This window comes from Flavicella sediminum (assembly GCF_006381105.1).
Taxonomy (GTDB): Bacteria; Bacteroidota; Bacteroidia; order Flavobacteriales; family Flavobacteriaceae; genus Flavicella; species Flavicella sediminum.
The window spans coordinates 493,396-510,410 of the sequence record NZ_VDET01000002.1 but is presented as its reverse complement, the minus strand read 5'-3'; the positions used below and the strand labels follow the sequence as shown (position 1 = coordinate 510,410).

The window sequence follows — 17,015 nt, the reverse complement described above, 5'->3', positions numbered from 1 at the left end:
AAAGGCAAAAAGCTAAAAGCCAAAAGCAAGCGAATAAAATGAGCTTAAAAACAGAAAGAATCTCAGGATCGGAAGCAGTAGTAAGATCACTATTGGCAGAAGGTGCAGATTTGGCTTATGGTTACCCAGGTGGTGCTATTATGCCAATCTATGATGAATTATATAAATACCAAGACAAATTACACCATGTATTAACTCGCCATGAACAAGGCGCGATACATGCTGCACAAGGTTTTGCAAGAGTTACAGGTAAAGTAGGGGTTTGTTTAGCAACTTCTGGACCTGGAGCTACAAATTTAATTACAGGTATTGCAGATGCACAAATTGATTCTACACCATTAGTGTGTATTACTGGTCAAGTTGCTTCTCATTTATTAGGTACAGATGCCTTTCAAGAAACAGATGTAATTAGCATTTCTGCTCCTGTAACAAAATGGAATGTGCAAGTAACAAAGTCACAAGATATTCCTGCTGCCATTGCAAAAGCATTTTTTATAGCTAAGTCTGGTAGACCAGGACCTGTTTTAATTGATATTACAAAAGATGCACAATTAGGAGAATTGGATTATTCTTATGAGAAGTGTACTTCTGTAAGAAGTTATAAGCCAATTCCAGATACGAATGTGGAGCAATTAAAAGCTGCTGCTGAATTGATAAATGGAGCTAAAAAACCTTTTATTGTTTTTGGACAAGGAGTTATTTTAGGGGAAGCGGAAGCAGAATTAAAAGCATTGATTGAAAAAGCAGGAATTCCTTCTGCTTGGACAGTTTTAGGTTTGTCAGCATTGCCTACAAATCATTATTTAAATGTTGGTATGGTTGGAATGCACGGGCATTACGGTCCGAATAAATTAACCAACGAATGTGATGTGTTAATTGCAATTGGAATGCGTTTTGACGACCGTGTGACGGGAACTTTGGAAACCTATGCAAAACAAGCAAAAGTGATTCATTTTGATATTGATCCAGCTGAGATTGATAAAAATGTAAAAACGGATGTAGCTGTTTTAGGAGATTCTAAAGATACGCTTGGAAAAATTTTACCATTCATTAATGAAAATAAACATGAAGAATGGCACAATGAATTTAAGAGATATAGAGAAATTGAAAACGAAGCGGTGATCAATCCACAGTTAAAACCTACCAAAGAAGGGTTAACTATGGGAGAAGTTATCAATCAAGTAAACAAGGAAACCAAAGGAGATGCTATTATTGTATCTGATGTTGGTCAACACCAAATGTTTACCGTGCGTTACGCCGATTTTACAACAACTAGAAGTAATGTAACTTCTGGTGGTTTAGGAACAATGGGGTTTGCATTGCCAGCGGCTATTGGAGCAAAAATGGGTGCGCCTAAACGTGAAGTAGTTGCTTTTATAGGAGATGGTGGATACCAAATGACTTGTCAAGAACTAGGAACAATTTTACAGACGGGTGCTGCGGTTAAAATCGTGGTATTGAATAACGAGTTTTTAGGAATGGTACGTCAATGGCAGCAATTGTTTTTCGATAAACGTTATGCGTCCACAGTTATGACAAATCCAGATTTTATAAAACTGGCAGAGGCCTATGATATTCAAGCAACAAAAGTTTCTAAAAGAGAAGACTTGGCCGGTGCTGTAAAAGAAATGATAGCTTCAGATAAATCTTACTTTTTAGAAGTAATGATTGAAAAAGAAGACAATGTGTTTCCAATGGTGCCAACTGGAGCAAGTGTTTCAGATGTTAGATTAAGCTAGTATAGGTTTTGAGTTTTTTAATATTGAATTTTAAGTTAAAATAAAACAATTCAATAATTACACAATTCAACGATTAAACAGAAAAGAATGGAAGAATTATTTACAATATCAGTATATACAGAAAACAACCCAGGGTTGTTGAATAGAATTGCGACTATTTTCTTAAAAAGACATATCAATATTGAGAGTTTGAATGTTTCAAAATCTGAAATTGAAAATGTCCATAGATTTACAATCGTAGCTAGAATGACCGAAGTTTCTGTAAAGAAATTGGTAGGGCAAATTGAAAAACAAATCGAAGTTATTAAAGCCTATTATCATAGAGATGATGAGATTATTTTTCATGAAACAGCTTTGTATAAAATAGCATCAAGTTTGTTGTTTGAGAAAAGAGAGATTCAAAATATTATCAAAAAGAGTCATGCAACAATTGTTACGGTAAACCCAAAGTTTTTCGTAATTGAAAAAACAGGCTTTAGAAAAGAAACAGAAGCATTGTATGATGAGCTAGCGCCTTATGGAATTATGCAGTTTGTAAGAACAGGTAGAATTTCAGTTTCTAAAACAGAAATGAGAATTTCTGAACAGCTTAAGAATTTGTAAAAACAATTAAAAAAGCTAACAGATATTGCATCTTGTTAGCTTTTTTTATGAGATAATCCTTAGATTATTAAGATATAAGCTAAGGATTTTATATTTTTGCAGACGCAATAAAAAATAATAAGAGAATTGATGCGTTTGGTCTAGCTAAAGGCTTGTTAACTAAATAAATCAGTTTAAAAATAAATTAACAAACAATAGAAAAATGGCAAATTATTTTAACACACTTTCTTTACGTGAGCAATTAGAGCAATTGGGACAATGTGAATTCATGGATAGTTCAGAATTCAATGGAGGTGTAGAAGCATTGAAAGGTAAAAAAATAGTTATTATTGGATGTGGAGCTCAAGGGTTAAACCAAGGGTTAAACATGAAAGATTCAGGATTGGATGTGTCTTATACATTAAGACCAGCTGCAATTACTGAAAAAAGACAATCTTATTTAAATGCTGTTGAAAATGGATTTGCAGTTGGAACTTACGAAGAAATGATTCCTGCAGCTGATTTGTTAATCAACTTAACTCCAGATAAACAACACACCGCTGTTGTAACTGCAGTTATGCCATTAATGAAACAAGGTGCTACTTTGTCTTATTCTCATGGATTCAACATTGTTGAAGAAGGAATGCAAGTAAGAAAAGATATCACTGTAATTATGGTGGCTCCTAAATCTCCGGGTTCTGAGGTTAGAGAAGAATTCAAAAGAGGATTTGGAGTTCCTACATTAATCGCTGTTCACCCTGAGAATGATCCAGAAGGAAAAGGATGGGATTACGCAAAGGCTTATGCTGTAGGTACTGGTGGTCATACTGCTGGTGTTTTACGTTCTTCTTTTGTTGCTGAAGTAAAGTCTGATTTAATGGGAGAGCAAACAATTCTTTGTGGATTGTTACAAACAGGTTCTATCTTATGTTTCGATAAAATGGTTGCTGAAGGTGTTGATGCTGGATATGCTTCTAAATTAATCCAATACGGATGGGAAACAATCACTGAAGCTTTAAAGCATGGTGGTATCACAAACATGATGGACAGATTGTCTAATCCTGCTAAAGTTGCTGCATTCAAAGCATCTGAAGATTTAAAAGATATCATGCGTCCTTTGTTTCAAAAGCATATGGATGATATCATTTCTGGAGAGTTTTCTTCTACAATGATGGCTGACTGGGCAAATGATGATGTAAACTTATTGACTTGGAGAGCTGCAACTGGAGAAACTAATTTCGAGAAAACTCCTGCTGGAGATGTTGAGATTTCTGAGCAAGAATACTTTGATAATGGAGTGTTAATGGTTGCTATGGTAAAAGCTGGTGTTGAGTTAGCTTTCGAAGCAATGACTGATTCTGGAATTATTGATGAGTCTGCTTACTACGAGTCTTTACACGAAACTCCACTTATTGCAAATACAATTGCAAGAAAGAAATTATTTGAAATGAACAGAGTAATTTCTGATACTGCTGAGTACGGATGTTATTTGTTTGACCATGCTGCAAAACCTTTAATTGCTGAGTACGTGAAAAACGCACCAAGTAATTTAGTAGGTCGTCCATTTAACGATGGTGACAATGGTGTTGACAACAAAGAATTGATTGAAATCAATGCTGAAATTAGAAATCATCCAGTTGAAGAAATTGGTGAATTCTTAAGAGAGTCAATGACTGCAATGAAAAAAATCGTTTAAGTTTTATACATTTTACATAGTAAAGCCTGACAGACTCTTTCGTTTGTCAGGCTTTTTTTTGTTTTAGATTCATTAAATAGTATGCTATGCTTTATATAACCGCATTTTTATTTGTAAAAGAAGGGAAAGAACATATATTTCAAGAATATGAAAACCTTGTATTGCCATTGTTGAAAAAGTATAACGGGGAGTTGATTTATAGAGTTAGACCAAAATCGGAAGCCTATATTTTTAGTAACGATGAAAAACCCTATGAAATTCATTTGTTAACTTTTCCGTCAGATATAGATTTTAAAAACTATGTAAATGATGAGGAAAGAAAATCATTCGAGCAGTTAAAAATACAAGCTATAAAAACAAGCTTTTTGGTAAAAGAAACGCAGTTATGATAAAAATAGAAAATGTGTTAAAAGCACAAAAGAATATCCAGGGAGTGGTTTTAAATACACCTTTGGATTTTATGGAGAATTATTCGAAGGAATACCAAGCGACAATTTCTTTTAAGCGTGAAGATCTACAAGTAGTTCGTTCTTATAAAATAAGAGGTGCTTATAACAGAATTAAAAATCTGAATAAAAAAGAACTTGAGAATGGTGTGGTTTGTGCTAGTGCAGGAAATCACGCTCAAGGAGTAGCTTTGGCTTGTCAGAAATTAAAGGTGAAAGGTGTGGTTTATATGCCAACAACAACACCGCAACAAAAAATCGGACAGGTTCGTATGTTTGGTCAAGAATATATTGAAATTGTATTGGTTGGTGATACGTATGATGCTAGTTATGAGGCTGCGGCTTTGTACTGTCAAGAAAAAAAAGCAACCTTTGTGCATCCTTTTGATGATTTAGATGTGATGGCAGGGCAAGGGACGGTTGGTTTGGAAATTATCGATCAGTCAAAAGAAGCGATAGATTATTTGTTTATTCCTGTAGGTGGTGGTGGTTTGGCAGCAGGTGTTACCAGTGTTTTTCAAGTTTTGAGTCCCAATACAAAAATCATAGGAATTGAGCCTGAAGGTGCGCCTTCTTTAAATACTTCTTTAAAAAATGGTGTTAATACGGCTTTAGACCATATTGAAAAATTTGTAGACGGGGCTGCTGTTAAGAAAATGGGTGAGACTTCCTTTAAAATTTGCAAAGAGTTGCTCTATGCGGCGAATACGGTGTCTGAGGGGGCTGTTTGTTCTACTATTTTAAAAGTGTACAATGAGAATGCTTTGGTGGTGGAGCCTGCCGGTGCCTTGTCTGTTGCAGCTTTAGATTTGTATAAGGAAGAGGTTAAAGGGAAAAATGTTGTTTGTGTGATTAGTGGTGGTAATAATGATATTACCCGAATGGAAGAAATGAAGGAGCGTTCTTTATTGTATGAAGGATTGAAGCATTATTTTATCATCCGTTTTCCTCAAAGAGCAGGAGCGTTAAAAGAATTTGTAGTAGATGTTTTAGGTCCAAACGATGATATTGCTTATTTCGAATACACGAAGAAAAACAATAGAGATAAAGGTCCAGCCGTAGTTGGTGTGGAGTTAAAAGATAAAAATGATTTTCAGCCTTTGCTTACGCGAATGAAAGAAAAGGGGTTTTTGGGAGAGTATTTGAATGACAAACCTGAATTGTTTCAGTTTTTGGTTTAGTGGCAAGTATTCTAAATAAGGTCTTTAGTTGTAGGGGCTTGAATCGTCAAGTTTTCTTTTAAAACAGGATGAATAGCTAATATTACGTGTGTGTAAATGTATTCCATTTTCTTTATTACAACTGTTAAAACCGTATTTTAATTTTCCATTTATTGAGTTATTTATGCTCTAATTTAGTGAAGGTTGACAGTTTTTAAATTTTTTTCTGGCAAATGGTAGTTGTCTAAAGATTTGATGCTCGTATTACTCAGAACTTCTTTTTTTTGTGTTGGAAAATTGAATCATAAACCGTTAATTTGTAAGCCAATCAAAAATAATAATAAATGAAAAGAAGTCTTTTTTTACTAGTATGTACGTTTTTTTTAGTAGGGTCAAAGCTAACAAGTGCTCAAGTCAATCAGGATAAGTTAGGAGCATGGTATATGTATTTTTTTGATGCTAAGTTTGAAGATAGTCGCTGGGGGGTGCAAGGAGATGTTCAATATCGTAATTGGGATCTTGGAGGAGATTTAGAACAATTATTGATTCGAAGTGGAGTAACATACAGACCTAAAAATGCAAATGTGAAGTTGACATTGGGCTATGGTAATATAACATCGGGTACTTATGGAGATTCCAATGCGAAGAGTTCAGAAAGTAGAATCTATCAGGAAGTATTGTTTCCAGTGAAATTCGGAAATCGCATGTATACGAATCATCGTTTTCGATACGAACAAAGATTTGTAGAAGGACAGGATTTTAGAAGCCGTTATCGCTACAATTTGTTTTTAAATATTCCGTTGAATACAACTAAAATAGAGGAGAAGACGCTGTATTTATCTTTTTATAATGAGCTATTTATCAATGCGCAACGAAATACGGGTAATGGATATACAGTAGAATTTTTTGATAGAAATCGTCTATATTCCGCAGTGGGTTATGTGTTAAGAGAAGGGATGAAAATTCAATTGGGAGTTATGAAGCAGAGAACCAATACTTGGACGAAGAGTCAATGGCAAGTGAGTCTACATCAAAACTTCTAGCACGCGTCCCAAATAGGATCTTTTGGTGTAGGAGCTTCAATGGTCAATTTTTCTTTTAAAACAGGATGAATAAAGCTAATTTTACGTGCGTGTAAATGAATTCCTGCATCTTTGTTGCTGCGATTGAATCCGTATTTTAAATCGCCTTTAATTGGGCAGTTTATGTTGGAGAGTTGTGCTCTAATTTGATGATGTCTACCTGTTTCTAAATCTATTTCAAGTAAGTAATAATTGTCTAGAGTTTTAAGGGTTTTGTAATGTAATATGGCTTTTTTAGTATCGTTTGTTTCCTTATTAAAAACGGTCGCCTTGTTGTTTTTAGGGTTTTTTCTAAGATAATTAATAAGCGTTCCTTCGGTTTGTGAAGGTTTGTTTTTAACCACAGCCCAGTAGGTTTTGTCAATGGTTTTCTCTCGAAGCATTTTGTTCAATCTTTCAAGAGCTTTTGATGTCTTGGCAAAAATTACAATGCCGGTAGTAGGTCTGTCTAAACGATGAACTACGCCTAAATAAACATTGCCGGGCTTGTTGTATTTTTCTTTGATGTATGCTTTTAATAAATCGCTTAAAGGCGCATCCCCTGTCTTGTCTCCTTGAACCAAATCTCCAGTTCTTTTGTTGACGATAATCAGGTGATTGTCTTCAAAAAGAATGTCTAGGTTTTTAGCTGTGGATCTCATAGTATGGTAGTTGGTGTCGGGTATCGAGTATTTATATCAGTTCGAGTGTTTTTGTGAAATGCAATGAAACAAAAATGTATCGAGAACAGTTTGTTAGCAGTGAATTTCATAATTTGGTAGCTAGTATTTTGTCGTGAATTGTGTTGGTGTAGATTATTTGTTATTTTCTTTAATATTCACTTTTCACTTTTCACTTTTCACTTTTCACTTTACACTTTTCAGTTTTCATTTTTCACTTTTCCAACAGTATATTTAATTACTCATTACTTGATTTTCTCAAATCTTCGTTTATCTTTCCAATAAAAGCTAGTAGTTGGTCTCTTCCTTCATGTGATGTAGAAGAAGTCACAAAATAATCAGGGAAAATATCCCATGAATCTGCCAATAACTTTTCTTTATAAGTGGCTATGTTTCTTTTTAAAACAGTAGGTGAGAGTTTGTCTGCTTTTGTGAAAATAATGCAAAACGGAATTTGATTCTCTCCTAGAAATTGCATGAAATCCATATCTATTCTTTGTGGCTCATGGCGAGAATCAATCAAAACAAAGGAGCAAATTAGTTGTTCGCGTTGTGAGAAATAATTTTTTATAAACGATTGGAAAGTTCGTTTTACTTTTTTCGAAACTCGTGCATAACCATAACCAGGTAAATCTACTAAAAACCAATTGTCATTGATTCTAAAATGATTTATTAATTGGGTTTTTCCTGGGGTTCCCGAGGTTTTTGCCAATTTTTTTTGATTGGTCAGCATGTTAATCAATGACGATTTTCCGACGTTAGATCTTCCGATAAAGGCATATTCTGGAATACGTTCTTTAGGACATTTGCTTACGTCTGAATTGCTGATTTCAAAAACTGCTCTTTTTATTTGCATGATTTTGAGTGTAAATAAGGTTATAAAACAACAGGATTTAGAAAATCTAAATCCTGTTAGGTATGTTTTTAAATATTGTTCTTTTTAAACCAAGTATGAACAATTTCGTTGAAGGTTTCCGGATGTTCTTTCATTGGAGAGTGACCGCATTTTTCAATCCAAAATAATTCTGAATTAGGCATTAGTCGATCAAAATCAACAGCAACCTCGGGTGGTGTAACACTGTCTTGTCTTCCCCATACCAAACAAGTAGGTATGTTAATTTCAGGAAGGTCCTTCGCCATATTATGTCTAATCGCACTTTTGGCAAGAGATAAAATTCTTAGTACGCTTCCTCTGTCGTTAACAATATCGTATAAGTTGTCAAGCATTTCTGGAGTTGCGTGCTTAGGGTCGTAAAACACAGATTCTGTTTTTTGACGTAAATATTCTCTATCGCCACGTTTTGGATAACTGTCACCCATTGCGTTTTCATACAAACCAGAACTTCCGGTAAGTACTAAAGAGTCTATTAGTTCAGGATGGTGTTTGGCTAAATACAAAGCGATGTGACCGCCTAGTGAATTTCCAATCAAAACAACACTGTCTAAGTTATTATGCGCTATGAATTTTTTTATAAATAACGAAAAGTGCTTCACATTAGTTTTAAGTAATGGTAAGCTATATATAGGTAACTCAGGTACAAATACTTTGTATCCGTTACTTGAGAAATAGGTAAAGACGTCATCAAACATACTAGCAGTCCCCATTAATCCATGCAATAAGATCATTGGTTTTCCTTCTCCGCCCTCTTTGTATGTGAATTCTCCTTTAGTAATTAGGTTTTCGACCATTTTAAAAATCAGTTTTTTAACAATTGACAAATGTAATCTTTTTTTTGTAAAAAACCATTTCTAAGGATTTAGATAAAATAATGTTAAGGAGCTTTTTTAATTGTCGGATTTTGAGTTCTCTAGGTTTTATGTGGGATTGTGTGAAACTTATCAACAATGTGGGGTAAAGTGGTAAAAAGTGGCTAAAAAATAGTATTTTTGACCCTTAAATACAGGTTTAGAAGTTGGAAGGATTAATTGGAACATATGAGTGCAAAGCAGATTCTAAAGGTAGAATGATGCTTTCATCTGCTTTAAAAAAGCAGTTGGATCCTGTTCTGCATGAAGGTTTCGTTTTAAAACGTGCTGTTTTTCAACCGTGTTTAGAGCTGTATCCCATGAAAGAGTGGAATGCAATGATGAAGCAAGTAAATAGCTTAAATCGATTTGTAAAAAAGAACAATGATTTTATAAGGAGATTTACTGCTGGAGTTAAATTAGTCGAGTTGGATGCGTCCGGTCGCTTGTTAATTCCTAAAGATTTGCTAGCATTTTCAGGAATTACCAAGGAGGTTGTTTTGTCTTCTTCGGTAAATATTTTGGAAATTTGGGATAAAGAGAAGTATGAAGCGGCGATTGATGAAGCTACAGTTGATTTTGCTGATTTGGCTGAAGAGGTAATGGGAACAATAAATATTGAAGGCGATGGAGGAGTATCATAATCCGGTGTTATTAAAAGAAAGTGTGGATGCATTAAATATCATTCCTGATGGAGTGTATGTAGATGTGACTTTCGGAGGTGGAGGTCATTCAAAAGAGATTTTGAGTCGACTTGGAGAAAATGGAAGGTTGTTTGCTTTCGATCAAGACCCTGATGCGCAAAGAAATATTATTGATGATTCTAGATTTACTTTGATTCAAGAAAATTTTAGATATATCTCACGTTTTTTACGTTTTTATGGTGTGAAAAAAGTGAATGGTATTCTTGGAGATCTAGGGGTGTCTTCTCATCAATTCAATGAAGCTGAACGTGGTTTTTCTACTCGTTTTGATGCAGACTTGGATATGAGAATGAATAAGAAGGATGAGTTGTCTGCCTACCAAGTTATAAATACCTACAGTGAAGAGCGTTTGAGTGATATTTTGTTTCATTATGGTGAATTAAGAAATGCTCGTGCACTTGCTGCTAAAATAGGGGAAGAAAGAAAAATAGAAAAGATAGTGACTAGTTTTAGGTTGAAAGAAGTGTTGCAGCAGTTTTTGCCGAAAGCGAAAGAACATAAAATATTAGCGCAGATTTTTCAAGCAGTAAGAATCGAGGTGAATCAAGAGCTCGAGGTTTTGAAAGAATTTTTGCTACAAACCCCTGAGTTGTTGGATGTGGATGGTAGGTTAAGTGTCATTTCTTACCATTCGCTTGAAGACAGATTGGTGAAGCGATTTATTAAAAATGGATTGTTTGAAGGGGAGCCAGAGAAAGATTTTTATGGAAATATAGATGTTCCTCTTAAAAGTGTTGGTAAAATGATTATTCCAACAAGAGAGGAAATAAAATTAAATAACCGAGCAAGAAGTGCAAAGCTTCGAATTGCGACATTAAAAGTGAAAAAATAGAAAAATGAAGTTTTACAAACTTTTAAAAGGTGGTTTTTTAACCGATGAAGGGGCGTTTAAAAACTGGCGGATTATTTTGTTCGTTGTTTTTCTGTTGTTGTGTATGATAACGAGTTCGCATAATGCCGATCAGAAAGTCATGCAAATAGCAAAAATGAATAAAGAAATGAAGATGCTCAAGGCATTGTATATAGACTCTGGTACTATTTTAACTCGTATGAAAATGGAATCTAGTGTTAGAGAAAAAGTAAAAGGTGAGGGTTTAGGTTCGTCAAAAACACCACCAACAAAAATAAAAGTAACTTCAAAATATAACTAAATTGAAAACAGAACAAAAAAGCATATTAAACAGACTGTCAGTAGTTGTCGGTTTGATGACGCTTTTTCTGCTAGTTATTTTTATTAAAATTACCCGTATTCAATATATAGAAGGAGAGAAATATCGAAGTCTTTCTGAAAACCGAACCGTTAGAAACGATACTATTTTTTCTAATCGAGGAAATGTGGTTTCTGAAGATGGAAATTTATTAGCCACTTCTATGTCAAAATACACCATTCGTATGGATGTTGTTACTGTGAAGAATGCGGTGTTCGAAAAAAATATCCGAGCACTTTCCGAAGAGATGTCAAAAATGTTTGGCAAGCCTGTCTCTGAATACCAAGCTTACTTTAGAAAAGCTCGACGAAATAAAAACAGGTACCTTCTTATTGCTAGAAATCTAGGGTATATGGATTATTTGAAAGTGAAAAGTTTTCCAATTTTTAGATTAGGAGCAAATAGAGGTGGGTTTATTACGGAGCAAAGAACTGTAAGAGCGCATCCGATAGGTAAAATTGCGGAGCGAACTATAGGGCATGGAAATGTTGGGATTGAAGGTGCGTATGCTGATTATTTGAAAGGGAGTTTGGGTTGGCGAATGAAGCAGAAAATAGCCAACAATCAATGGAAACCTATTAATGATAATAATGAAGTTGAGCCAAGGGATGGAAGTGATGTAATTACAACATTGGATATAAATGTTCAGGATATTGCACATCATGCACTTTTAAAACAATTAGAAGATTTTGATGCTGATCATGGTTGTGTTATTGTTATGGAAACAAAAACGGGTGCTGTAAAAGCGATTTCAAATTTGGGTCGCACTTCAAGCGGTAAATATTACGAAAGGTTGAATTATGCGGTTGGAGAATCGCATGAGCCTGGTTCTACCTTTAAAGTGGCTAGCTTATTAGTGGCTTTAGAAGATAAAGTGATTGATACAGGAACTATTGTAGATACTGAAAAAGGTCGAATTTTTATTCATAGAAAAAAAGTAGAAGATTCTCATCATGGTGGCTATGGGAAAATTTCTGCAGCTCGTGTAATTGAGGTTTCTTCAAACGTTGGAATTGTGAAAATAATTCAAGAGCACTACGATAAGAATCCGCAAAAGTTTGTGGATGCAATTAATAATTTGGGACTAGGTTCTAAATTGGGCTTGAGAATAAAAGGAGAAGGTTTGCCTTATATACCTAGCCCAAAAGATAAAAAACGTTGGAACGGTATTTCATTAGAATGGATGGCCTGGGGTTATGGAGTGTCTTTAACGCCCTTACAGATTATTACTTTTTACAACGCCATTGCGAACGATGGGAAAATGGTAAAACCTCAGTTTGTAAAAGCTTTGCGAACAGAAGGGAAAATTGATCAAGTTTTTGAGCCGGTTGTTTTAAAAGAAAGAATTGCTTCTCAAGAAACAATAAAGAAATTAAGAAGAGTGTTGGAAAATGTAGTAATCAAAGGAACTGCAGATAATATTTATACTCCTAATTTTTCTATGGCAGGAAAAACAGGAACGGCTAAAAAGGTGGTGAATGGTGTGTATTCGAATCAGGCTTATGTGGCTTCTTTTGCAGGTTTTTTTCCGGCAGATGAACCGAAATATTCTTGTTTAGTTGTTGTGCATAATCCTGATAAAAAGAAAGGCTATTATGGGGCTACAGTGGCGGCACCGGTGTTTAAAACCATTGCGGAAAAAATGTATGCTTCGGCGGCGATAAAAAGACAAGTGACAAATTCCTTACCGCAAATAAAATTGTTAAACGAAGATGTTGAGGAGTATTATAAAGTAGTGAATTCAGAAATTAAAACTATGCCGAATGTTAGAGGTATGGCCGGTATGGATGCCATTTCTGTTTTGGAAAATTTAGGATTGAAAGTGCAGTATGAAGGAATTGGAACTGTAAAGTCACAATCAATCCGGAAAGGAGAAAGAATTACAAAAGGTGCTACCATTATTTTGAAGCTGAGCTAATGAAGAAATTAAAAGACATACTAAAAAATGTAGCCATCCTTAGTTTAAGCGACGGGACTTCTGAATGGGTGAAAGATATTATTTTTGACTCTAGGAAAATTTCTGAAGGAAGTCTTTTTGTGGCTCAAAAAGGAGTGTCTTTTGATGGGCATGCTTTTATTGAAAAAGCAATTGAATTAGGTGCTGTTGTTATTGTTTGCCAAGAATTACCTTCTGTACTAAAGGAAGAAATTGCTTATGTGCAAGTGGTAGATAGCGATTTGGCTTTGGCTTTAATGGCTTCTAATTATTACGACAATCCTTCTTCAAAATTAAAATTAGTTGGAGTAACCGGAACCAATGGAAAAACTACGGTTGCTACTTTGTTATACGATTTGTTTCAGAAATCTGGGTTAAAATCGGGCTTGTTGTCGACAGTTAAAATAAAAGTAGGAACTAATGATTTTCCTGCTACGCATACCACCCCAGATTCAGTTACGATAAATAGTTATTTAGCTAAAATGCTAGCAGAAGATGTAACACACTGTTTTATGGAAGTGAGTTCGCATGGAATTCATCAAAAAAGGACAGAAGGCTTAGATTTTGATGGGGGTGTGTTTACCAATTTAACACATGATCATTTAGATTATCACAAGACATTTGCAGAGTATAGAGATGTGAAAAAACTGTTTTTCGATTCGCTTTCAAAAGAGGCTTTTGCCCTGGTAAATAGCGATGATAAAAATGGACGCATTATGCTTCAGAATACAAAAGCAAAAAAAGTGACCTATGCCTTAAAAACCATGGCCGACTATAAAGCGCGTATTTTGGAAAAAGGCTTGTCGGGAATGTTGTTAAATATCAATTCTCAAGAAGTTTGGTGTCGATTGATTGGTGATTTTAATGCCTATAATTTGTTGGCCATTTTTGGAGTAGCGGAATTGTTAGGAATGGAGTCTAATGAGGCTTTGTTGCTAATGAGTCAGTTAGAGAGTGTAAATGGTCGTTTTGAATATAAAATCTCTAGCGAAGGAATTGTTACCATAGTTGATTATGCGCATACACCAGACGCTATAAAAAATGTTTTGGAAACGATTGAAGGAGTTCGTACTGGGAAAGAAAAAGTAATTACTGTTATGGGTTGTGGTGGAGATCGAGATAAGGTAAAGCGTTCTAAAATGGGGCAAGTGGCTTCTACGTTGAGTGATCAGGTGATTTTTACGTCTGACAATCCACGATTTGAAGATCCTCAATCTATAATAGACCAAATAGAATCAGGTGTTTCAAAAGAGCATTTAAAAAAAACCTTGTCAATTCTTGATAGAAAACAGGCGATAAAAACGGCTTGTCGAATGGCAGAGTCAGGAGATATTTTATTAGTTGCTGGAAAAGGGCATGAAACCTATCAAGACACAAAAGGAGTAAAAACACACTTTGATGATAAAGAAGTGTTGGAAGAAGTATTAAAAGAATTAGAAAAATAACCCCAAAATAATAACGAATACAATGTTGTACTATTTATTTGATTACTTAGAAAATCAATACAATTTGGCAGGAGCAGGTTTGTTTCAATACATCTCGTTTCGCTCATCTGTTGCTTTTATTATGGCATTGGCTATTTCTACAGTTTTTGGAAAAAGAATTATCGATTATTTAAGAAGCATGCAAATTGGTGAGTCAGTTCGTGATTTGGGATTAGAAGGGCAAGTGCAAAAACAAGGGACACCAACCATGGGAGGTCTGATTATTATTGGAGCTACTTTGTTGCCGGTTTTGTTATTGGCAAAGCTTGATAATATTTACATCGTTATTTTGTTGATTACCACGCTGTGGATGGGAACCGTCGGTTTTATTGATGATTATATAAAAGTATTTAAAAAAGACAAGGCGGGACTAAAAGGGAAATTTAAAGTCTTAGGTCAAGTTGGTTTGGGGGTAATTGTAGGGGGAATGTTGTTTTTTCATCCTGAGGTTACCATGAAGGAACAATTGCCTACGCATCAAGTGGAAAGAAATACGGAAAATGGAGTGCCTAAGCTTTTTGGGGAAGCGCATAAAACAGTGAAAACTACGATGCCATTTATAAAAAATAATGAATTTGATTACTTCAAGGCTATTAGTTGGTTGGGTGAAGATTATAGAAGTTGGGCTTGGTTGATCTTTATTCCGGTTGTTGTTTTTATTGTTACAGCGGTTTCAAATGGTGCCAATCTTACCGACGGAATTGATGGCTTGGCAGCTGGTAGTTCCGTAATTATTGTTGCTACCCTCGGTGTTTTTGCTTGGGTTTCTGGGAATATCATTTTTGCAGATTATTTGGATGTCATGTATATTCCTAATTCTGGTGAAATGGTAATCTATATCAGTGCTTTTGCGGGTGCCTTGGTCGGTTTTTTATGGTACAATACATTTCCAGCACAGGTTTTTATGGGAGATACGGGGAGTTTAACTATTGGTGGAATTATAGCTGTAATTGCGGTGGCTACACGTAAGGAATTATTGATTCCTGTTTTGGCTGGGATTTTTATGATTGAGAATTTATCAGTTGTGTTACAAGTGTTTTATTTTAAATATACCCGCAAAAGGTATGGAGAAGGAAGAAGAATTTTTAAAATGGCGCCTTTGCATCACCATTATCAAAAATCTGGTTACCATGAAAGTAAAATTGTAGCAAGGTTTTTAATTGTGGGAATTTTACTAGCAGCCATATCTGTAATTACATTGAAATTAAGATAGTTGTCAAATGAAAAGATTAGTGATACTTGGCGGAGGAGAAAGTGGTGTGGGTACGGCCATTTTAGGAAAGCAGCAAGGCTTTGATGTTTTTGTGTCAGATAAAGGATTGATTAAAAAAGAGTACCAAAGAGTTCTTGAAAATAATGCCATTCAATTTGAGTCTGCCAAACATACGGCTGAGAAAATTCTGAATGCCGATGTGGTGATGAAAAGTCCGGGTATTCCCGATACGGTGCCTTTGGTGGTTCAGTTAAGAGAACAAGGGGTTTCTGTGGTTTCAGAAATTGAATTTGCAGCGGCGTATACAAAAGCGACAATTATTGGAATTACAGGGTCCAATGGCAAGACCACGACCACAATGTTAACGCATCATATTTTAAAAAAGGCGGGGTTTAACGTCAGTATGGCAGGGAATATTGGGCAGAGTTTTGCGCAACAAGTGGCAACAGAAAATCACGATAGTTATGTGTTGGAGTTGAGTAGTTTTCAGTTAGATGGAATTGAAAATTTTGCCCCACATATTGCAATGATTACGAATATAACACCCGATCATTTGGATCGATATGAGTATCAATTCGAAAACTATATTGAATCAAAATTTTTGATTACAAAAAATCAAACAGAAAAGGACTATTTGATTTATGACGCTGATGATAGCGCAATAACAAATTGGTTAAATAAAAACAAAGTAAAAGCACAATTGATTCCTTTTTCTTTAGAAAAAGAAATAGAACAAGGAGCCTGTGTTGTAAAAGATAAAATACAAATGAAACTAAATAAAGAAACTGTAACTATGGATATTTCTAAAATCTCTATAAAAGGAAAGCACAATACCAAAAACGCAATGGCTTCTTCTTTGGCAGCCCAGATGATGAAAGCGAGAAGGCAGGTGATTAAAGAAAGTTTGGAGGATTTTGAAGGAGCTGAACATCGTTTGGAAAAAGTATTGCGCATCAATGGTGTTGATTATATCAATGATTCAAAGGCAACCAATGTAAATGCAACTTTTTATGCTTTGGAATGTATGGAAGCACCAACGGTGTGGATTTTAGGAGGGGTAGATAAAGGAAATGACTATTTGGATTTAATGCCATTGGTTAGAGAGAAAGTGAAAGCAATTATTTGTTTGGGAGTTGATAATTCAAAAATTATTCAATCTTTTGGAGGTGTTGTGGATACGATTATTGAAACACAAGGTGCAGAGGAAGCTGTTAAAGTGGCCTATAAGTTATCATCAAAAGGAGATACAGTACTGTTGTCGCCAGCCTGTGCAAGTTTCGATTTGTTTGAAAGCTACGAAGATAGAGGTAGACAGTTTAAAAATGCAGTTAGACATTTGTAAGCACCAATAAATTAGAGT

Annotated in this window: 16 protein-coding genes; 13 read left to right on the top strand and 3 right to left on the bottom strand. The window is 35.0% G+C overall.

Annotated features, from left to right (window positions below; genetic code table 11):
* The first annotated feature begins 38 nt into the window (after positions 1 to 38).
* The 6 genes from ilvB to FGM02_RS02695 all read left to right on the top strand — a co-directional run bounded on the left by ilvB (position 39) and on the right by FGM02_RS02695 (position 6,666).
* On the top strand, positions 39 to 1,739 hold the full coding sequence (gene ilvB, locus FGM02_RS02720; RefSeq protein WP_139956703.1) for a biosynthetic-type acetolactate synthase large subunit: 1,701 nt from the start codon (positions 39 to 41) through the stop codon (positions 1,737 to 1,739).
* 87 nt (positions 1,740 to 1,826) lie between these two features.
* Complete coding sequence (gene ilvN, locus FGM02_RS02715) at positions 1,827 to 2,342, top strand: acetolactate synthase small subunit (protein WP_139956701.1); 516 nt, start codon at positions 1,827 to 1,829, stop codon at positions 2,340 to 2,342.
* Positions 2,343 to 2,544: 202 nt separating this feature from the next.
* Entirely contained in the window at positions 2,545 to 4,017 is a 1,473-nt protein-coding gene (gene ilvC / locus FGM02_RS02710; protein ID WP_139956699.1) for a ketol-acid reductoisomerase, read from the top strand.
* A gap of 86 nt (positions 4,018 to 4,103) precedes the next feature.
* The gene (locus FGM02_RS02705; RefSeq protein ID WP_139956697.1) at positions 4,104 to 4,406 is read left to right on the top strand and encodes a DUF1330 domain-containing protein; all 303 of its coding nucleotides are present in this window, start codon (positions 4,104 to 4,106) and stop codon (positions 4,404 to 4,406) included.
* The gene (gene ilvA / locus FGM02_RS02700; RefSeq protein ID WP_139956695.1) at positions 4,403 to 5,644 is read left to right on the top strand and encodes a threonine ammonia-lyase IlvA; all 1,242 of its coding nucleotides are present in this window, start codon (positions 4,403 to 4,405) and stop codon (positions 5,642 to 5,644) included. The genes FGM02_RS02705 and ilvA overlap by 4 nt, the downstream gene beginning before the upstream one ends.
* Positions 5,645 to 5,967: 323 nt before the next feature.
* Positions 5,968 to 6,666, top strand: coding sequence for a DUF2490 domain-containing protein (locus tag FGM02_RS02695; protein WP_139956693.1), 699 nt, complete (start codon positions 5,968 to 5,970; stop codon positions 6,664 to 6,666).
* On the opposite strand, the gene FGM02_RS02690 is transcribed toward FGM02_RS02695, so the two are convergent.
* The 3 genes from FGM02_RS02690 to FGM02_RS02680 form a co-directional block, all read right to left on the bottom strand.
* Positions 6,663 to 7,346, bottom strand: a complete 684-nt coding sequence (locus FGM02_RS02690; protein ID WP_139956691.1) for an RluA family pseudouridine synthase — start codon at positions 7,344 to 7,346, stop codon at positions 6,663 to 6,665. The two genes, FGM02_RS02695 and FGM02_RS02690, sit on opposite strands and share 4 nt — an antisense overlap.
* A gap of 256 nt (positions 7,347 to 7,602) precedes the next feature.
* Entirely contained in the window at positions 7,603 to 8,220 is a 618-nt protein-coding gene (gene yihA / locus FGM02_RS02685; RefSeq protein ID WP_139956689.1) for a ribosome biogenesis GTP-binding protein YihA/YsxC, read from the bottom strand.
* 68 nt (positions 8,221 to 8,288) lie between these two features.
* Entirely contained in the window at positions 8,289 to 9,053 is a 765-nt protein-coding gene (locus FGM02_RS02680) for an alpha/beta fold hydrolase (protein ID WP_139956687.1), read from the bottom strand.
* Positions 9,054 to 9,277: 224 nt separating this feature from the next.
* On the opposite strand from FGM02_RS02680, the gene mraZ reads away from it, so the two are divergent.
* The 7 genes from mraZ to murD are packed head-to-tail and all read left to right on the top strand — an operon-like array spanning position 9,278 to position 16,997.
* A complete protein-coding gene (gene mraZ / locus FGM02_RS02675; protein WP_139956685.1) occupies positions 9,278 to 9,754 on the top strand; it encodes a division/cell wall cluster transcriptional repressor MraZ in 477 nt (158 codons plus the stop codon).
* Positions 9,738 to 10,646, top strand: coding sequence for a 16S rRNA (cytosine(1402)-N(4))-methyltransferase RsmH (gene rsmH / locus FGM02_RS02670; protein WP_139956683.1), 909 nt, complete (start codon positions 9,738 to 9,740; stop codon positions 10,644 to 10,646). Before mraZ ends, rsmH begins: the two co-directional genes overlap by 17 nt.
* A gap of 4 nt (positions 10,647 to 10,650) precedes the next feature.
* Positions 10,651 to 10,965, top strand: a complete 315-nt coding sequence (locus tag FGM02_RS02665) for an FtsL-like putative cell division protein (RefSeq protein ID WP_139956681.1) — start codon at positions 10,651 to 10,653, stop codon at positions 10,963 to 10,965.
* A gap of 55 nt (positions 10,966 to 11,020) precedes the next feature.
* Positions 11,021 to 12,940 carry a penicillin-binding protein gene (locus tag FGM02_RS02660; RefSeq protein ID WP_139957742.1) on the top strand — a complete coding sequence of 640 codons (1,920 nt, stop codon included), beginning with the start codon at positions 11,021 to 11,023 and terminating at the stop codon, positions 12,938 to 12,940.
* Complete coding sequence (locus tag FGM02_RS02655) at positions 12,940 to 14,403, top strand: UDP-N-acetylmuramoyl-L-alanyl-D-glutamate--2,6-diaminopimelate ligase (protein WP_139956679.1); 1,464 nt, start codon at positions 12,940 to 12,942, stop codon at positions 14,401 to 14,403. Before FGM02_RS02660 ends, FGM02_RS02655 begins: the two co-directional genes overlap by 1 nt.
* A 22-nt stretch (positions 14,404 to 14,425) precedes the next feature.
* Positions 14,426 to 15,655 (top strand): phospho-N-acetylmuramoyl-pentapeptide-transferase, encoded by a 1,230-nt coding sequence (gene mraY / locus FGM02_RS02650; protein WP_139956677.1) that lies wholly within the window; start codon positions 14,426 to 14,428, stop codon positions 15,653 to 15,655.
* A 7-nt stretch (positions 15,656 to 15,662) separates the two neighbouring features.
* Entirely contained in the window at positions 15,663 to 16,997 is a 1,335-nt protein-coding gene (murD, locus tag FGM02_RS02645; RefSeq protein ID WP_139956675.1) for a UDP-N-acetylmuramoyl-L-alanine--D-glutamate ligase, read from the top strand.
* Positions 16,998 to 17,015 lie beyond the last annotated feature (18 nt).